Annotated in this window: 15 protein-coding genes; 4 read left to right on the forward strand and 11 right to left on the reverse strand. The window is 31.2% G+C overall.

Annotation, left to right across the window (positions count from 1 at the left end; translation table 11 throughout):
* Nucleotides 1–13: 13 nt before the first annotated feature.
* Nucleotides 14–985, forward strand: coding sequence for a peptidylprolyl isomerase (locus tag MUA60_RS09975; RefSeq protein WP_262648118.1), 972 nt, complete (start codon nucleotides 14–16; stop codon nucleotides 983–985).
* A gap of 51 nt (nucleotides 986–1036) precedes the next feature.
* On the opposite strand, the gene yhaM is transcribed toward MUA60_RS09975, so the two are convergent.
* From yhaM to MUA60_RS10025, 10 genes are all read right to left on the reverse strand, one after another.
* Complete coding sequence (yhaM, locus tag MUA60_RS09980; RefSeq protein ID WP_262648119.1) at nucleotides 1037–1978, reverse strand: 3'-5' exoribonuclease YhaM; 942 nt, start codon at nucleotides 1976–1978, stop codon at nucleotides 1037–1039.
* The gene (locus MUA60_RS09985; protein ID WP_262648120.1) at nucleotides 1975–4908 is read right to left on the reverse strand and encodes an ATP-binding protein; all 2934 of its coding nucleotides are present in this window, start codon (nucleotides 4906–4908) and stop codon (nucleotides 1975–1977) included. The genes yhaM and MUA60_RS09985 overlap by 4 nt, the downstream gene beginning before the upstream one ends.
* Nucleotides 4909–4912: 4 nt before the next feature.
* Complete coding sequence (locus tag MUA60_RS09990; protein ID WP_262648121.1) at nucleotides 4913–6097, reverse strand: metallophosphoesterase family protein; 1185 nt, start codon at nucleotides 6095–6097, stop codon at nucleotides 4913–4915.
* Between the two features lie 498 nt (nucleotides 6098–6595).
* A complete protein-coding gene (locus MUA60_RS09995) occupies nucleotides 6596–6961 on the reverse strand; it encodes a YlbF/YmcA family competence regulator (protein ID WP_262648122.1) in 366 nt (121 codons plus the stop codon).
* A gap of 74 nt (nucleotides 6962–7035) precedes the next feature.
* Complete coding sequence (locus MUA60_RS10000; protein ID WP_262648123.1) at nucleotides 7036–8166, reverse strand: DUF445 domain-containing protein; 1131 nt, start codon at nucleotides 8164–8166, stop codon at nucleotides 7036–7038.
* A gap of 75 nt (nucleotides 8167–8241) precedes the next feature.
* Nucleotides 8242–8700, reverse strand: coding sequence for an XRE family transcriptional regulator XdrA (gene xdrA / locus MUA60_RS10005; RefSeq protein WP_025904809.1), 459 nt, complete (start codon nucleotides 8698–8700; stop codon nucleotides 8242–8244).
* Between the two features lie 162 nt (nucleotides 8701–8862).
* Nucleotides 8863–10140 carry a dicarboxylate/amino acid:cation symporter gene (locus MUA60_RS10010; RefSeq protein WP_262648124.1) on the reverse strand — a complete coding sequence of 426 codons (1278 nt, stop codon included), beginning with the start codon at nucleotides 10138–10140 and terminating at the stop codon, nucleotides 8863–8865.
* Between the two features lie 159 nt (nucleotides 10141–10299).
* Nucleotides 10300–10929, reverse strand: a complete 630-nt coding sequence (locus MUA60_RS10015) for a response regulator (RefSeq protein WP_262648125.1) — start codon at nucleotides 10927–10929, stop codon at nucleotides 10300–10302.
* A gap of 18 nt (nucleotides 10930–10947) precedes the next feature.
* Nucleotides 10948–12057 (reverse strand): GAF domain-containing sensor histidine kinase, encoded by a 1110-nt coding sequence (locus tag MUA60_RS10020; protein WP_262648126.1) that lies wholly within the window; start codon nucleotides 12055–12057, stop codon nucleotides 10948–10950.
* A 17-nt stretch (nucleotides 12058–12074) separates the two neighbouring features.
* The gene (locus tag MUA60_RS10025) at nucleotides 12075–13613 is read right to left on the reverse strand and encodes a bifunctional GNAT family N-acetyltransferase/carbon-nitrogen hydrolase family protein (protein ID WP_262648127.1); all 1539 of its coding nucleotides are present in this window, start codon (nucleotides 13611–13613) and stop codon (nucleotides 12075–12077) included.
* 104 nt (nucleotides 13614–13717) lie between these two features.
* Here MUA60_RS10025 and MUA60_RS10030 point away from each other — a divergent pair, with 104 nt between their 5' ends.
* From MUA60_RS10030 to MUA60_RS15610, 3 genes are all read left to right on the forward strand, one after another.
* The gene (locus MUA60_RS10030; RefSeq protein ID WP_262648128.1) at nucleotides 13718–14539 is read left to right on the forward strand and encodes an RluA family pseudouridine synthase; all 822 of its coding nucleotides are present in this window, start codon (nucleotides 13718–13720) and stop codon (nucleotides 14537–14539) included.
* 391 nt (nucleotides 14540–14930) lie between these two features.
* Nucleotides 14931–15620, forward strand: a complete 690-nt coding sequence (locus tag MUA60_RS15605; protein ID WP_458256604.1) for an IS110 family transposase — start codon at nucleotides 14931–14933, stop codon at nucleotides 15618–15620.
* A gap of 8 nt (nucleotides 15621–15628) precedes the next feature.
* A complete protein-coding gene (locus MUA60_RS15610; protein WP_458256605.1) occupies nucleotides 15629–16183 on the forward strand; it encodes a transposase in 555 nt (184 codons plus the stop codon).
* 179 nt (nucleotides 16184–16362) lie between these two features.
* Here the strand turns inward: MUA60_RS15610 and MUA60_RS10040 are convergent, their stop codons facing one another.
* The gene (locus MUA60_RS10040) at nucleotides 16363–17652 is read right to left on the reverse strand and encodes a cytochrome P450 (protein WP_025904560.1); all 1290 of its coding nucleotides are present in this window, start codon (nucleotides 17650–17652) and stop codon (nucleotides 16363–16365) included.
* Between the last annotated feature and the right edge of the window lie 72 nt (nucleotides 17653–17724).

Genomic DNA, 17724 nt, shown 5'->3' on the forward strand with positions numbered 1-17724 from the left:
AGGAGTTCTATTTATGAAATCAATTAAAAAAATAGTGTTACCTGTAACACTTTCAGCATCAGTATTAACTTTAGGCGCTTGTGGTAATGGTTCAGATAATTCTGGAGAAACTTTAGTAGAAACTAAAGCCGGAAACGTAACTTCACAAGACGTACTAGACAAAATGGGTAGTAACGAAGTCGCACAAAATGCATTTCAAATTGTACTTAACAAAGTCTTAAAAGATAAATACGAAGACAAAGTTGATACGAAGAAATTAGACGAACAAGTTGATAAACAAATCGAGCAATACGGTGGTAAGAAGAAATTTGAAGAAGCACTACAACAAGAAAAACCAGGTGCTACTATAAAAGACTTTAAAGAATCTCAAAAAACTTCTAAATATCAAGAAGAATTTATCAACGATGCCGTAAAAGTTTCTGACAAAGAAATCAATGAAAATACTAAAAAAGCTTCTCATATCTTAATCAAAGTTAAATCAGATGATTCTGATGAAGGTTTAAGTGATAAAGCAGCTAAGAAAAAAGCTGAAAAATTACTAGCTCAAATTAAGAAAAACCCAGACGACTTTGAAAAAATCGCTAAGAAAGAATCACAAGATGAAGGTACTAAATCTAAAGGCGGCGCTTTAGGATTTGTATTGAAAGGTCAAATGGATGAGTCATTTGAAAAAGCATTATTCAAACTTAAAAAAGATGACGAAATTTCAGATGTTGTTAAATCTCAATATGGTTATCATATTATAAAAGCAGATAAAGGCGAACCATCTAAGAAAGAAAAAGCAAGCCTTAAAGAACAATATCGTCAACTAAAAATCCAAAAAGAACCTAAGATCATCATCAATGCTTACAAAAAATTATTAGATGAATACAAAGTTGACTACAAAGATAAAGATATTAAAAAAGCAATCGAAGATAATATCTTAAACGAAAAAGCATTACAACAACAACAAATGCAAGCAGCACAGCAATCATCAGCAAGCTAAAATTAAAAAGCTATGAAGAAACGGTTAACGTTTCTTCATAGCTTTTTTTGATTAATCTAAAGTTTCAGGTTTATAAAATTGTCTATTTTCTAAAGCAAAGATGCGCTCTGTAAATTGACCTTTATCTACTTTTTTAAGATGTTTTTTAAACATCATCATTCTCGCATCAATATTATCAATAAAATGAAGAATTTCTGCTTCTTTAACCATAGGTAATTTTGGCGATCCATACTCTAATTTACCGTGGTGACTTAAAACTAAATGTCTCAATAAGAGGACTTCCTCCCCTTCTATATTGTGCTCTTTTGCAACTTGAGCAATTTCATCACTAACGATTGAAATATGGCCTAATAAGTTTCCTTCAACTGTGTATGATGTTGCGACAGGTCCTGACAACTCTTTTACTTTACCTAAGTCATGCAAGATAATACCACTATATAATAAACTTCTATTTAATATTGGATAAATATCACACAATGCCTTCGCTTGTCTTAACATTGTTACAACATGATAGCTTAAGCCAGAAACAAAATTATGATGATGTGAACTAGCTGCTGGGAATATAAAATACTCTTTTTGATATTTTTTAAGTAATATACGTGTAATTCTTTGTAATTTAGCATTTTCAATATCTAGTATATACGTCATAATTTCTTCTGACATATCGTCGATTGATAATGGCGCCGCTTCTAGGAAGTTTTCCAACTTCACATTATCTTCATCTACAGCCACTCTAAATTGATTAACTTTCATTTGTTTTCTTCCACGATAATCAATTACGTCACCTTTCACACGAATAATCGTTTCAGGTACGAGTAGTTGAATATCCTCATTTGTTACCGTCCATACTTTTGCTTCTATATCACCACTTTTATCTTTAAGATAAAGTGTCATATATGGTTTACCTTGAGCTGTAACACCTTGAGTTGCTCGATGAATCAAAAAGTAATGATCTACTGAGTCTCCTGGTTTCAATGTCTCTATAGTTCTCATTTGCTCTTAGCTCCTTCTATTTTTGTCAGCGTAATTGTTTGTTTCTGAGGTACATTTTGATCTTTATTACAAGTGAAATATAGTATTTGAATATCATCTTTCATACTCATTAAATATTTAATCATAATTTCTTTACGATGTTTATCAAAATGCACAAATGCATCATCAACGATAATTGGGAACGGATAATATTTTTGCAATGATTTAATTAAACTAAATCTTAACGCGATATATAATAATTCTTTCGTTGACTGACTTAATTCAGTAGGATGGAATATTTGTCCATTTTCATGTCTAACTTGTACATTTTGTTCCTCATAAATAACTTGATTATATCTGCCTTCTGTTAATGCTTTTAAGATATCTGTAGCATCTTTCACAACATAAGGTAGTCGTTTATCTTTAATTTGTTTAATATGTGCTTCGACTAAGTTTTGTAAATAACTTAATGCAGCCCAATCATTTGCAGTTTCATTCACTTTATCTTTAAGTAAATGGTATTCATGTCTTAAAGCTGAAAGTGTTTCATCTGTTTCCATATGATTGATTTGAGCATTCAAATCACTTAATTCTGCTTGAACATTTAAATAACGATCATTATATTCATCAACTTGACCTTCTAACTGAGTACGTTCATTTTCTAGGTCTGTTTTTGTCATATAACTTAGTTGTGTATTTTTATCGTAATCGTAATTTTGATTGTTCAGTAAATCTGTTAAATAATTAAAACGTTTTAAATCCTCATGATAAGACACATAAGCTTTATGATGACGATAATAAGCTTCCTCATTATCTACACTAATGAAGTCAAATAATGATTGAATCACATTATTATTTTCTTCTAATCGTTCATTCAATGCATTTATTTCATTGGTTAATAATGCTTGTTGGTCGTTATTGCGTGATTGAATATTAAATTCTTTTTGATGTTCGTCTAAAGCTTGTTTGACATCATGAAATAGTGAAATCTCTTGATAATGTAATCCAGCATGACTCACAATGCTATCAGCTTCTCTATAAAATGCTTCTAAAGCTGCTTGTCTCTCATCTCTTATTTTAGTAATGCGTGTAATTTCTAATCTATTTTGTTTAATTTTTCTAATTGTCGACAATGCATCATTTAATAATTGTGAAGATATTTGATTAGAAACATGTAAACTTACTTTAGTTTCTTTAAGTGCTCTTTCTTTAGTCTCAATAATTTCTTCTACTTGTTCAAGTTCTTTATTTAATTCAGATTGCTTAGTAGATAGTATCTCTTGAGACTGATAATAACTTTCTAATTCTTGTCTAATTTTCGTTTGTTCATCAAGATTAAAGTCTAAATCATAAAATTGCTTTAAGTGTTGAACTTTCTCTTCTAATTCATCTATTTCTTTAGAAAATGCTTGATCATGATTTAACTCTTTAGATTTAATCATAAAGGCTAATCCAACTAATACAACACCTACAACAGCGAATATAGCACTAAATATAATTTGTGATGCAATAAACGCATAAATGGCAATTGCGATTAATAATATGCCACCAATGCCAGAAGCAAGTCTATATTGTTTACTTCTCTTTTCACTTTCTTCTTTTTGCTTATTAAAGCTTTCTTCCATTTTTTTGTATAGTGATTTCTTTTCGCCAAGCTCTAGCGCTTTTTGATTATATACTTTCTTTTGTTCATAGTTTTCATCTGATACGAGATCATTATGCAATTTATCAACATTGTTAGTGTAACGCTCTTGTTCAATTGATAATTGATTGAGCGAACGTTTTATTTGCTCTCGTTCTGCAACGTTTTCTTCTCTAATGCGATTGACTTCAGCTATATGTGTCTTCATCGCATCAGACGTATCTACATCTAAAAATTCTTCATTCCAGCCGATATCTTGTCTAAGTAATTCATTATCACGTTCAGCATTATCGATTTGCTGATTTAATTGTTTTAATTCTTGATGTTTCTCTTTAATATCTGATTCTCTTTGTCTAATACTATTGAGCGCTTTTTCATCTCGTTCAGACATGACTTTTACATTTTCTAAAGTATGCACGACTTGTCCAAGTTTTTCATTTCTTAGCGTTAAATCACGTTTAATACTTTCATTTGAACGTACAGCTGATTCATAGCGCTCTATCCCTTGTTCAGGAAATTCATATGGTTCTATATTTAAATTACTTTCTAACTTCTTCCATTCAACCACTTCATTATGTAGTGAAATTTCTTTTTCTTTACTTGTTAACCTATCAGTAAGTTTGCCGAGATTCTCTTTTAATTGATTTAATCTTCGAGATGTTTTATCGCGTTCATCTTGAAGTCTTTCATATTCTGAAAGTTTCTTCTCTTCGTTTTTAATCTTAATTTCTAAATCATTCAACTGCTCTAATTGAACATTCAGAACTGGATTTTTACCATTCTTCTTATATAATGCATCTTTCTCAACTTGCATTAAATCGCTCATACCTGTGAACTCAGTTGAACCGAGTGCACCTGCTTGAAGTAAATACATTTGAAGTTGGTCTTCAGTTAAGTTCTTATGAATATCTTGTAATCCTAATACATTAAAAGAGAAAATACCTTGATAAGTTCGTTTATTAATGAAATTTAACTTTTGTTTCAGCCATTCTTCATCTTTAACTTTACCATTAGAAAGATATACTTTAACGTCACCTGTTACGCGACCTTTAACTCTTTCTACTTCTACAATTTGACCATCGAAGTCTAACACTAACTTACCGCCGTATTGGTTCCCTAGTCTTGGTTCCAATCTTGGTTCATTTTCTTTTTTAGTTGGAAAGCCAAATAATATAGAATGAATAAATGCTTGTATCGTTGATTTCCCTGCTTCATTCTCACCATATATTTGCATAAAACTTTGATCAAATTTTATTTTTCTAGACATGAGTTGGCCATAGCCATAAATTTCTAAAGATTTAATTTTCATCGCTTTAACCTCTCATTCTTCTTTTTAAAATTGCTTCCCCACGCTCAATAAGTGCTTGTTTATCAACATCACTAAATGGCTCTAAAAATCGATTTGCTTTTGGATTCATATACAAATCACTGAGTGCTTCTTCAAGAATGTTCTCATCTTGTAAAATATCATCATTGAACTCATTCGCTAAAGCTACTTCTGAATCTTGATCATAGAATACATTCAACTGTTCAACAAAGATAAAGTTTGTTTGATTCTCTTCATACTCTTGTATCAATTGAATAACTTGGTTTATTTCATCTTGTTTTAAAATTTCATCATGTTTAACATAAACATCTAATTGATAAAAAGCCTTACCTTCAGTTCTCACACTATCTTTGAATTTTTGTATCGCTTCGTATAATGCATGCTTACCTTTAGCCTGTGTTTCAATGACGGCTTTTTCAAACCTTATATATTGAGTTGGTTTGAATGATGCTTGTAATTTAGAATCATCGCCTTCAACGAGTAAATAACCCTTTTCACCTTTTTCTTTAAAATGACGGGCTTGTATATTACCAGGATAATGGACTTGAGATAACTCACTAATCATTGCTCTTTCGTGAATATGCCCCAGTGCCCAGTAATGATATAATTTGCTATTTAAATCTTCAATATTGAATTCAGTATATCTTTGCTTCACACCTGAAGCTTGTGAATATGTACCATGTAATACACCAATATGTATCCCTTTGTTATCTGTAGATTCAGGATATTCATCAATTTTATTCTCATAACTTTGATCTTTTTGATAACTAAAACCATGTAAATAAACAACTTGCCCATTTTTCGTAATGAGTTGATATGTAGAAACTTTATCAGAGAAGACTGTTACATTCTCTGGCCAAACTGTATGGACACCAACTGATAAAGGGTCGTGGTTACCATGTATAATATAAACAAAAATTTGTTCATCTTGTAGTCTAAGAAATTGCTCTCTTAAAAACACTTCCGCACGCAAAGTTCTATTATTTTGATCAAATAAATCCCCTGCAATGACGATGAAGTCAACTTGTTCTTTAATTGCGTCATCAACAATTTTTCTAAAACTATTATATGCACTTTGTTTTACATCGCTTAAAATAGAAGGGCTTAAATAATGTCTAGACTTAAATGGACTATCAAGGTGTAAATCCGCACAATGTATAAATTTAATCATATACCTAACCTCTTTCAATATTAGCTCATTTCTTAATTATTATATTCAAGCTCAACCAATAGAATAATCAGATTTATAAAGATTTTTAATGCTTTAATTTTACCATATTCCACGCGTATACGATACATCGCACATATAAGATTAAACAATAAAAAAGCGACATATGAATTGTTAATTCGGGAGATTGTAATGGATACGTTATGAACACTTTCTGCCAAACTTGTTTATAACGGGGTTGTTACGAACACTTCTCGCCAAACTTGTTCATAACGGGGGCGTTAATTACAAAACTCTGCCGAAGTGTTACTAACGCACTCACTATTTGCACTTCTCATCAAAACTGCTAATAACGACACCACTATTTGCAGTTCTCACCAAAACTGCTAATAACAGCCTCCACTCATCATCATTCCCCACTCTATATAATCCGTCATAAAAATTCCCACAAAAAAAGCCGACAAAATCGAATGACTTTGTCGACTTATAAAAGTTAATTAATTAACCTTGGTTTTCTTCAAGGCTACCGTAGATATCTTCTAATGGTTTCATGATAACACGGTTCAAATCTTGAATTAATTGACTCATTGCTTGTTCAGCTTGCATTAATTCAGCGATTGTTTCGTTTTGTTCAATTTCTTGAGCAGATTTTTGAGCTCTAGCGATATCTACTTCAGAAATTTCTTCGCTTTGCATTTGTTTAGTTTGTAATTCTAATTGAATTTCACGGAATTCATCAAATAATTTTTTTGTTTCTGGGTCTGCATTAACTTTTTCATATTGTTCTTTAATTTTGTTATATTCTTCACTTGCACGTAAAGTTTGTTCTAGTTCATTCGCTTTGTCGTAAATGTTTACTTCTGCCATAATTAATTCGCTCCTATAATAAATAAATGTATTAGAAAATCAATTCCAATAATACTGTATCATAATTCTAAGTCTTATACAAAAATAGCGATTATTCCTTGTAATAATCCAATAACTCCACCTAATACAAAGCCTAATAATGTAATTAATTTTAATTCTTTATTAGAGATTTCTATGACTAATTTTTCTAAATAAGATAATTCGAATCGATCTATTTGATCTTTAATCAATTCTGCTAATTTCATTCTTTCTAAAATTAAGCTAATATTATCGCCGACTTTACCAATCATATAGTCAATAAATCTTTCTGTTCCTCTTCCTTCCATATATACAAATAAGTTTGGAACGAGTTCATCTAAAGGTGTGTTTAAATATTTATTAACATTAATAGATTCTGTAATTTCAGTTGCGAATAATGTTTTGGCTTTTTCTTTTCTTTCGTCTGTTAAAACTTCTTGTAAAGGTTTAGCCATCCATTTGTCGTATTGATTATGCACTTGTAAATCAATCATATTTTTGATTTTTTCTTGTTTAATGACATTTCTAAGTTCTTTTTTAACTCTATATACAATATCTTCAGTAGTCATAAACATTTGAATCATGCCGACCATTCTACCTTTTTGTTCAAAAAATTCTTCAACCATTGAATGAATATCTTGTTCACCTTTTTCAGATACTAAATATTCATCAATCTTTGTTAAAATTTCTGGTGTTACACGATTAAGTTGAATGTTTAATTGTTCAAGTATTTCTTCTGGAATGAGTGATTTAATTTCATCATTCTTATGAGAAGCATAATATTGATCAATCTTTTCTTTAATAGTAGATTTGATCGTTTCATTTAATTTCTCTTCTAGTGGATAATCAATTCGATCCACAAAGTTTTGAATCGTATATTTTTTCTCTTTCAAAGTATTAAATTGAACTTTTATCGTGTCTTCAAGCACTTTCTTCGTACTTGGGTTCACAAGTTTTTCTTTAAATACTTCAGGAGTTAAGAGATGTTTAGTAACCATCTCACCTACTTTTTCTGATAATTCATTTCTTCTTTTTGGTATTAAGCCTGGTGTAAACGGTAATTTATATCCGAACCATCTAATTTCATGGTATGGATGAAATAACATTTTAATTGCAATAAAGTTTGTAAATCCACCTATTAACGCACCAATTACCATCATACAAAATACAGTTATAATTGTTATCATGGAAATTCTCCTTCTAAAAAAGCTACTTCTTTAGAATAATCTAAGAAGTAGCTTTTAACAAATATTATACAAATTTTAAACAAATAGTGATTGCGTTTTACGTAAGAAGTAAGTTTCTGCTTCACGTTTTTTCGCAGTACCGAAGATTGGTTGACGTTCTTCGTTTAATACTCTGTAAAGATCTGATTTTTTATTAGATTGTAAAATATAGCCAGATTTAGCATCAAGTGTTACCCAGTAAATATCGCTAGTATTGTCATGGTTTGGATATGCACAATGATGACGAGATATGATTTGAATAACTTCTAATGGATCACAACCAAAAGTAGTATTTAAAACATCTGAATCTCTGAATAATGCACAAATTGATACACATGTCGTCCAGTTAGGTAATACTCTCTCTTTTTCAATTTGCACTAAAGTTTTCTTAGATAATCCTACTGTATTCGCCATAGTATCTTGAGTGTAACCAGCCTCAATACGAACCATTTTGAATTTTGTTTGGATTATTGTTGTAAATGTTTGTTTATCCATCTATATCTACCTTTCTTGTTAATATTTATATTAATTGATTTAATATGTTGCAAAAATACACGATTTTTTCAAGCACAAGTAACATCATAATACATTTTTAACCAAATTAAAAGAGGTAAATTGAATTTAATATCAATTTACCCCTTTAATACACTAAATTGTTTATTCTTTTACAAATTTTGACTTTTCTCTTTCAGATAAAATTAATGCACATGCAGCATCTCCGGTAATATTTACAGATGTTCTTGTCATATCTAACAATCTATCTATACCTAAAATAATACCTATTGCTGCGGGGTCTAAACCGATTGAAGTTAGTACCATTGCTAACATAACAAGGCCAACACCTGGAACACCTGCAGTACCGATTGAAGCAATAACGGCAACAACGACAACCGTTACCATTTGCATAATTGTTAAATCGATACCTGATACTTGAGCTATAAATATTGTTGCGACACCTTGCATAATAGCTGTACCATCCATATTTATCGTAGCACCTAATGGTTGAACAAATGAACTAATTTCTTTTCTCACACCCATTTCTTTAGTACATTCTAAAGATATAGGTAACGTTGCATTTGAACTTGATGAACTAAAGCCAACTGTCATAGCCGGGAAGAACTTTTTGAAGAACCAGAAAGGATTCTTACCTGCTAATAATTTAACTGCCCCACCATAGACTACAAAGAAGTGCACTGCTAACGCTAATAATACAACAAAGAAGTACATACCAAGTTGTTTAATTGCGCCAAAACCTGCGTTTGTAAAAGCTGTTGCCACTAATCCAAATGTACCAATTGGTGCGAAGTAATTCATAATCATTGTAACGATATACATGAGTATATCATTGGTCTGCTCGAAGATTTTTTTCACCGCTTCAACCTTACTACCAAGTGCAATCATTCCTACACCAATAAAGATTGCAAATGTAATAATCGGTAACATATCTTGTTCCACCATAGATTTCATTGGATTTTGAGGGAACAAATGAATCAATGTTTGATCAAATGTTTGATTTTCTGGTGCAGCTTGATCAGATGATTTAGCTTTTTGTTCAGCACCATATTTTTTAACATCATTACTATTTAATAAATCTGATTGACCAGCACCTGGTTTAAATACTAAAGCTAATAACATTGCGATAGTAATCGCAATTGCCGTAGTACATAAGAAGAATATAACGGTTTTTAATCCTATGCCACCTAGTAATTTTGGATCACCTACGCCAATAACCCCTAATACAATTGAAACAAATACCACTGGTACTACAAGCATGAAAATGAGGTTAAGGAATATTTGACCAATTACATTAAATACGTATTGATTCGTACCTTGAACGAAACCCGTTCCGGCAAACATATTAAAAATCGAACCAACTGTTATACCTAATACTAAAGCGATAACAATTTTTAAAGTTAAGTTTTTCCTGACTTTCATTTTAAACTACCCCCTATAAAGTAAGTAAAATCATTTCTCCCATGTAAAATATTATACTTTAAGGGCTTTCAATTTGTAAATTTATTTTTGTAATTTTACACAAAAACGAGTAAGTATTGAATATGACAATACTTACTCGCAAAAATATTATATCTTTATTTAAATTAATAATTGGTGTTCCATTGCATAAACCGCAGCTTGTGTTCTATCTGATACTTTTAACTTATTCAGTATGTGACTGACATGTGTTTTGATTGTTTTTTCGGATACAAATAGTGTTTCTGCAATTTCTTTATTCGTCTTACCTTTCACCAATTCAGCTAATACTTCAAGTTCTCTTTTTGATAATTTATTTTCTCTATGTGGTTTCCGTTCACTTTCAGAAATAACAGACTGTACCTTTGGATGAATTTTCTTCTCACCATTTAATACAGATCTAATTGTTTGTATAAGTGACTCTGGTTCTACATCTTTAATTTCATAACCATCTGCACCTTTATCAATCGCTGATATGACATGTTCTTCATCATAAAAGCTTGTTAAGACTAATATCTTTATGTTTGGGTATTTCTTCTTCATGATACTTGTGATTTCAATGCCATTCATATCGGGCATAACTAAATCTAACAGAACAATATGTGGTGATTCATGTTGTTCCAAGTATTCTAGCAATAACACGCCACTTGAGAAATCAGCTTGTATATTGAAATCTGGAACAGTATCAAGTAAGAAACTTAATCCTTGTCGCACAATATGATGGTCATCTACTAAGATTATATTATAACTCATGTGTGATACTCCTAACATTTAAAGTGGAATAGAAATCACAATTTCTGTTCCTTCATTCAATTTTGATTTGATATCTACATTTCCCTTCATACCTTGAACACGTTGTTTAATATTTCTCAAACCGTGAGATAGCTTGTTGTCTAAATCTTGACTTTCAAATCCTTTACCGTTATCTACAATTTTAAATTTAAACGTATTTTTATTTTGTTCTAGAAATATTTTCGCACTATTTACACCTGAGTGTTTATGAATATTATTTAATGATTCTTGAATAATGCGATAAACATTCTCTTCAATTGTATTTGGCAAATCAATAAGTCCTTCAACTTCAAATTCAGGTTCAATATGGATTAACTGGCTATATTGTTTAATAGCTGATATTAAACCTTGTTCCAACCCTATCGGTTTCAATTGCCATATTAGTGCTCTCATTTCATTGACAGCACTTTGACTCGTCTCTTCAATTGTTTGAAAAGCTTTTTTAGCCGCTTCTTGGTCATCAAGACTTTTCGCTGCATGTGCAGTGATTTTTAAAGAAAATAACATTTGATTAACAGAATCATGTAAATCTCTAGCTAATCTATTCCTTTCATTTATACGAGCTGCCTCTTTTTCTTGATCCGTTAATAATATACGTTTAATCGCAGAGCCGATTTGAAATGCTACAGACTCTAGCAATTCTAAATCTTCTTCTGAATATCGCTTCGTATTAGGTGTCGCAATATTAAGCAATCCAAACTGTTCATTACCAGAACGAAGTGGCACAGTTGCATGATGCGTAATGCCATCCGTCTTGTCATGATGTTCTTTAGTTGCTTTTACAATTCTTGAACATGTAATAATATTTGAAGCTTTCGTTAATTTTTTATTTTGATATGCTGTTACACACCAACACGTACCTTCCGTCATGTATTGGCAGCTATTATGTGTTAAAGCTGGCGGTAACGCTTCTTCAGCAACAAGTTCATGTTTACCTTCTTCATCAATAAAAAATATCCAACCTGTATGAAAGTTACTGCCACTCACTAATTTTTTAAGTGCGCCATGCATCATACTATACATTTCAGTCTCTTCATTTAAAAATTCCGCAATTTCTTTTAAAAGGCTTGTACGCGTTGGTTTTTCCATATCAATCACCTTTATTATTATTGATTATACGTAATATTATATACGTCATGTCTTCTATCTCTAAGATGTCTAACAGTTCCGTTTTCTCTACCTCTTCGTAATACTTCTAAATCAATTTCACCGATAGCAACCATTTCTAAATTCTCACCTGTTTCACTGACGATTCCATCACGAGCAAAACCATAGTCTGAAGGAGAATATATCGCTGAAGCACTATATTGGATATCCATGTTCTCAGTTTGTGGTAAGTTACCACATGTTCCTGAAGTTACTGTGTAAACTTGGTTTTCTATAGCGCGTGCCATGCAACAATATTTCACACGTAGATAACTTTGTCTATCTTCTGTTGAGAATGGTGTGAATATAATTTTCGCTCCTTTTTCCATTGCGATTCTTGCCATTTCAGGGAATTCACTATCGTAACAAATTTGAATCGCTATTTTACCACAATCTGTATCGAATACTTCAACGCCATTACCAGGTGATACACCCCACCATTTTCTTTCATTTGGTGTTACATGGATTTTATATTGTTTTTCGATAGAACCATCTCGTCTAAATAAATATGAAATATTATAAATGTCTTCGCCTTCTTCAACGAAATGAGAACCACCGATAATATTGATATTATATTTCATCGCAAACTGATTGAACATCTCAATATATTGTGAAGTATAAGTAGTTAATTTTCTAATAGATTCTGCTGGATTACTTTGTTCATCAAAGCTCATTAATTGCGTCGTCAACAATTCTGGAAAGACGATAAAATCACTATCCGCATCGTATGCAACGTCAATAAAGTATTCAATTTGGTTTGCAAATTCTTCAAATGAATTAATTTTACGCATCATATAGTTAACTGTGCATATTCTCACAGGTTCACTCGTTTTAAAATGAACATTACTTCTTGCTATGTAATCAGGATTATTCCATTCCATCAAAGTAGCAAATTTCATACTTTTAACATCATCACTTAAATAATTTGGATTAATACGCATTAACGTAAAATCATTCATCAATTGAAATGTTAATACTGGATCTTTAATACGATGTTTAATAACACCTTGTACATATTCACGTGGTGATAATTCATCACTATATTTATGATAGTTAGGAATTCTACCACCTATAATAATACTCTTTAAATTTAATTCATAAGCGATTTCTCTACGAGCTTCATATAGTCTTGCGCCAACTTTCATCCCTCTATAATCAGGATGAACCATAACTTCAATACCATATAAATTGTGACCATGATCATTATGGTTTGTAATATACCCATTATTCGTAATACTATCCCAAGTATGTCTATCATCATATTCATCAAAATTGATGATAAGTGATGAACATGAACCTATAATTTCACCTTCAAATTCTACAACAATTTGTCCTCTCGGAAACATTCTTAAGTGACTTTCAAGATGACCTCTTTCCCACGGTTCCATCCCTGGAAAACATTTAGACTGTAATTCAATAACTTCATCAATATCATCAAAAGTCATCTGTCTAGTATTAATACTAACGTTAAATTCATTATTATCGATTGATTTTGACATGAAACATACTCCTTATCTCTTTTTCTTGTTATAATAATTATAACTTATTTTTTGTTATAATATAATTTTTCCCGATTTTGAGAGAAATATTCCTGGAGGACGCTATGCAAATTACAATACCATCAAAATTTGAAGGTCAAACAATCGAAGAGATGTTTAAATCTTTACATCTACCAAAGAAAGAACTTCACCTTTTAAGAATGTCAAAAGAACTTACGATAAATGACGAATCATGTACATTAAGAGATACAGTAAATGCCGGAGATAAACTTAATATCCCATTATTTGACGAAACGAGCCAATATGTTTCTAGTTACCGATTAGCTGAAATTAAATACGAGGATGAATACTTAGCAATTGTCGTTAAACCTAAAGGTGTTAAGACACATCCTAACGATTTAAAAGAAGCAAACACACTTATGAATCACGTAATCTATACGTTAGATTCTGATTATGCTGAGCCTGTTCATAGACTTGACCAAGAAACTGTTGGATTATTATTAGTCGCAAAACACCCTATCGCTAAAAAAATACTAGATCGTATGTTAGAAGATAGAGAAATTACAAGAACATATAAAGCACAAGTTGATAGTTTATTACCTCTTAAACCACAAACAATTGATATGACAATAGGTAAAGACAAATTCCATCCAAACAAAAGACGTGTATCACCAACAGGTCAACGTGCGATCACACATATACTTGAAAGTCATATGATTGATGAACATACGGCAGAAGTAGAATTAAAATTAGATACGGGTAGAACACACCAAATCCGTGTCCACCTTGCAGAAATTGGACATCCAGTTGTTGGTGACCCACTCTATAACAACAGTAAACTGAGAAAATTAAAATTACACAGCTATAAAATAGAATTCGAACATCCATTTAAAGATGAAATGATTTCAGTTACGTTAGATGATTAAATAACGCGAAAAGGGATCGGGACAGAAATCTAATTTGTATAAAAAGATTTCGTAGTCCCGCCCCGGCAAGGATGACTAGAGTTGAAAAAGCTTGGTACAAGCGCATTTCGGGTTCAGTCAGCTACTGCCAAGATACTAAAACATACTAAGATTAGTAGCGAAGTAATCTACGACGGTAGATGAACTTCGCTACTTTTTTCATATTCTTTTTCATACCGTTGGTACTTATTTTAAGAATATGAAATAGTAGAAGAGAGAAGTACTCCGATCGGTCTCTAGGGTCATAGAACCCGTAGCAAAAACTGGAGAACTTCACTCTCCTTATGAATTCGATTTTAGTATGTTGGGTCCCTTGAGATCGTGTACAGGAAAATGAACTAAGTAAGGCTAAGTGAAGTTAAAGCTTCTTAAATTTAATAACTTAGGAGTGATTTTTATCGAATATTTTGGTTTAGATGTTGGAAAAGGAAAGAGTTTTATTGCACATTATTCAAACAATGAATTTGTTAAAGAATTTGAAATTACCCACGATAATAATGGTTTTGAGTCACTAAACAAATATATAAAGGATTTCGCAAGAGTATATTTTTTATTTGAAGCTACTGGTATATATTCAAAAGTGTTAGAGAAATTCTGTACAGTTAACAACATTTCATTTTGTGTAATTAACCCTCTTGAGGCAAAATTACTAACTAATTCTTTAAGAAATTGGAAAACAGATAAATCTGATGCACATAAACCTGCCGTTTTAGCTAAAAATATAAATAAAAAACCTTCTAGAAATTTAATGGAAGAAAAATACGTAAAACTGAGAGAACTGACAAGATACTATGAAGAAATTAACAATCAACAAAATTACTTAAAAAACCAATTGATTCAGTTACTAGATATGACTTTTCCAGAATTACAAAACCTATTTAAGGATAGATATTCAAGATTGGCTTTACAAGTAGCTAGTAAGTTCCCACATCCTGACTTTGTTGATTCTAATGAAATTGAAGAACTAAAAAATACAATTAATAGTTGTACAGAAAAAAATCTATCAGAGAAAAAGAAAGCACAATATGCAAAAAACTCGTAGAGTTCTCTATGGTCAGTTATCCTTCTGTTTCTAAAGATTCATTTTTAACAGATAAATTAATTTATGTGATTGAAGATTTATTAAATCTAATGAAACGGCATGCTTCTATAAAACAAAGGTTATTAGTGTTAGCTGAGGAATTCGAGGAATTCGAAGAATTTAAAATAATTAAATCTATTCCTGGCATTGGTGATTTAACAGCCATAATGATTATTGGCGAATTAGGTGACATCAAATCCTTTGATTCTCATAAACAATTGAATGCATATGTAGACATTGATATAAAAAGATATCAGTCTGGTAAAACGCATTTTAAAGATAAAATTAACAAACGTGGAAACAAACATGCTAGATCATTATTTTACTTAATCATTAAAAATTTCCTGTTGGGTCAAAGGTTATTTAAAAATCATATTATCGACTATTATTACAAATTAAAAAAGCAGCCTAATGGCAAAGGCCACAAGACTGCTTCAATAGCTTGCGTTAACAAGCTACTTAAAACCATTCATTATCTAGTTATAAATAATAAAGAATATGATTATCACTTGTCTCCACACTGATAATCTATTCAAATAAATCATAACATATTGAAAAAATTATTAAATAATAAAGGCTTATTTAGTGATGCCAATTTTAAATACATTTTACTACGTAGTAGTTGACAAATCGTAGGAAAGAGACTGAGACATTAGATTATGTCCCAGCCTGAATAATATTATTATAATGAATCAATTCATGATTAAACTGATTCTACGTTACGGTTTACTAATGCATTAACATTTTCAATGATTGTACCACTTACGACACGACCTGGTAATTTATTTAAATTAACAGATAGGTCTTGGTCTTTTTTCATATCATATGAAATGTTTCTAGCGAAGTATTTCATTGATTCTTCCATGATGATAATTGTCATCCATTCACCCGCACAACGGTGGTTTGTATAATAATCGCCGCCACCTTGAGGGATTAAATCAAATGGGCTTCCGTCCCAATCGCTGAAGCGGTTAGGATAGAATCTTTCTGGATTCTCCCATAAGCCTTCTCTATGCAATGTTCCGTAAATATCTAATACTAAGAACGTATCTTTCTCAATAGTATAGCCATCAAATTCGATATCTACTGCTGCTTTACCAGGTAAAAATGGTACGAATGGATAGAATCTTCTAACTTCTTGTACAAATTTATAAGCATAGTCATTTTCATTATTGAAAACTTTTTCTGCTTCTCCTGGATAATCATGTAATGCTTTCACACCGAAACTAACAAAACGGTTAATTGCGACTAGAGGACGCACAACGTTCATTAAATCGATCGCACACAATCTAGAATCCATTAAATTACCTTCAAAATCTTCCCAATGACTAAATTCATGTAATGCTGTACCTTGTGGAGGTGTTAATTTACCTTCACGTACTGCAATAATTTGATTTTCTAGGAATGTTTCTACTCTATCTCTTGCTTTTTTAGCTTCTCTATAACCTTTGAATGCAGTACCGATATTTTTGAATGAATCGATCATAGTATCCATATCTTTTGCACAGCTTTCGATTTCTTCAGGAGAAGCGATAATGCCTGCCCATCTAAATCCAACTTTAGTTAATAGGATAATAGATTCTTTATAGACGTTAACTTCGTCCATTCTTTCCATACGTTCAGTGTTCATGAACCAAGTACTACGTGTAAGTTCTCTTAAATATTCTAAGTTTTCTTCAGTCATTAATGACATAAATAGAGCTTTACGGTCTATGTGTTTTTTACCACCAGTAGTATGTATAGCGCCTTTACCGAATAAAGTATTAACAACACGTTTAGGTAACGTACCTTGTCTTTCAATTAATTCATTGTTATAAAAAATCTCTGCAGCTTCTTTACCGCTAAATACAACTGTTCTTCTTCCACCTAACGCTCTTAATTCAAAAATATTCGTATCAAATTTCTCAAGTCTATTTGGTACATATTTATAGCCTTCTTTTAAGACTTTTAATGTACTGTCTAGACCTCTATCTTTTGGTATTTGCTTACCCATAAAGTTAATGCCCCCTAGAATTTTTGTAAATTTCATATACTTACATATTATTTCATTTTCTGTGAAAATAAT

The sequence above is a fragment of the Mammaliicoccus sciuri genome, assembly GCF_025561425.1.
Taxonomy (GTDB): Bacteria; Bacillota; Bacilli; order Staphylococcales; family Staphylococcaceae; genus Mammaliicoccus; species Mammaliicoccus sciuri_A.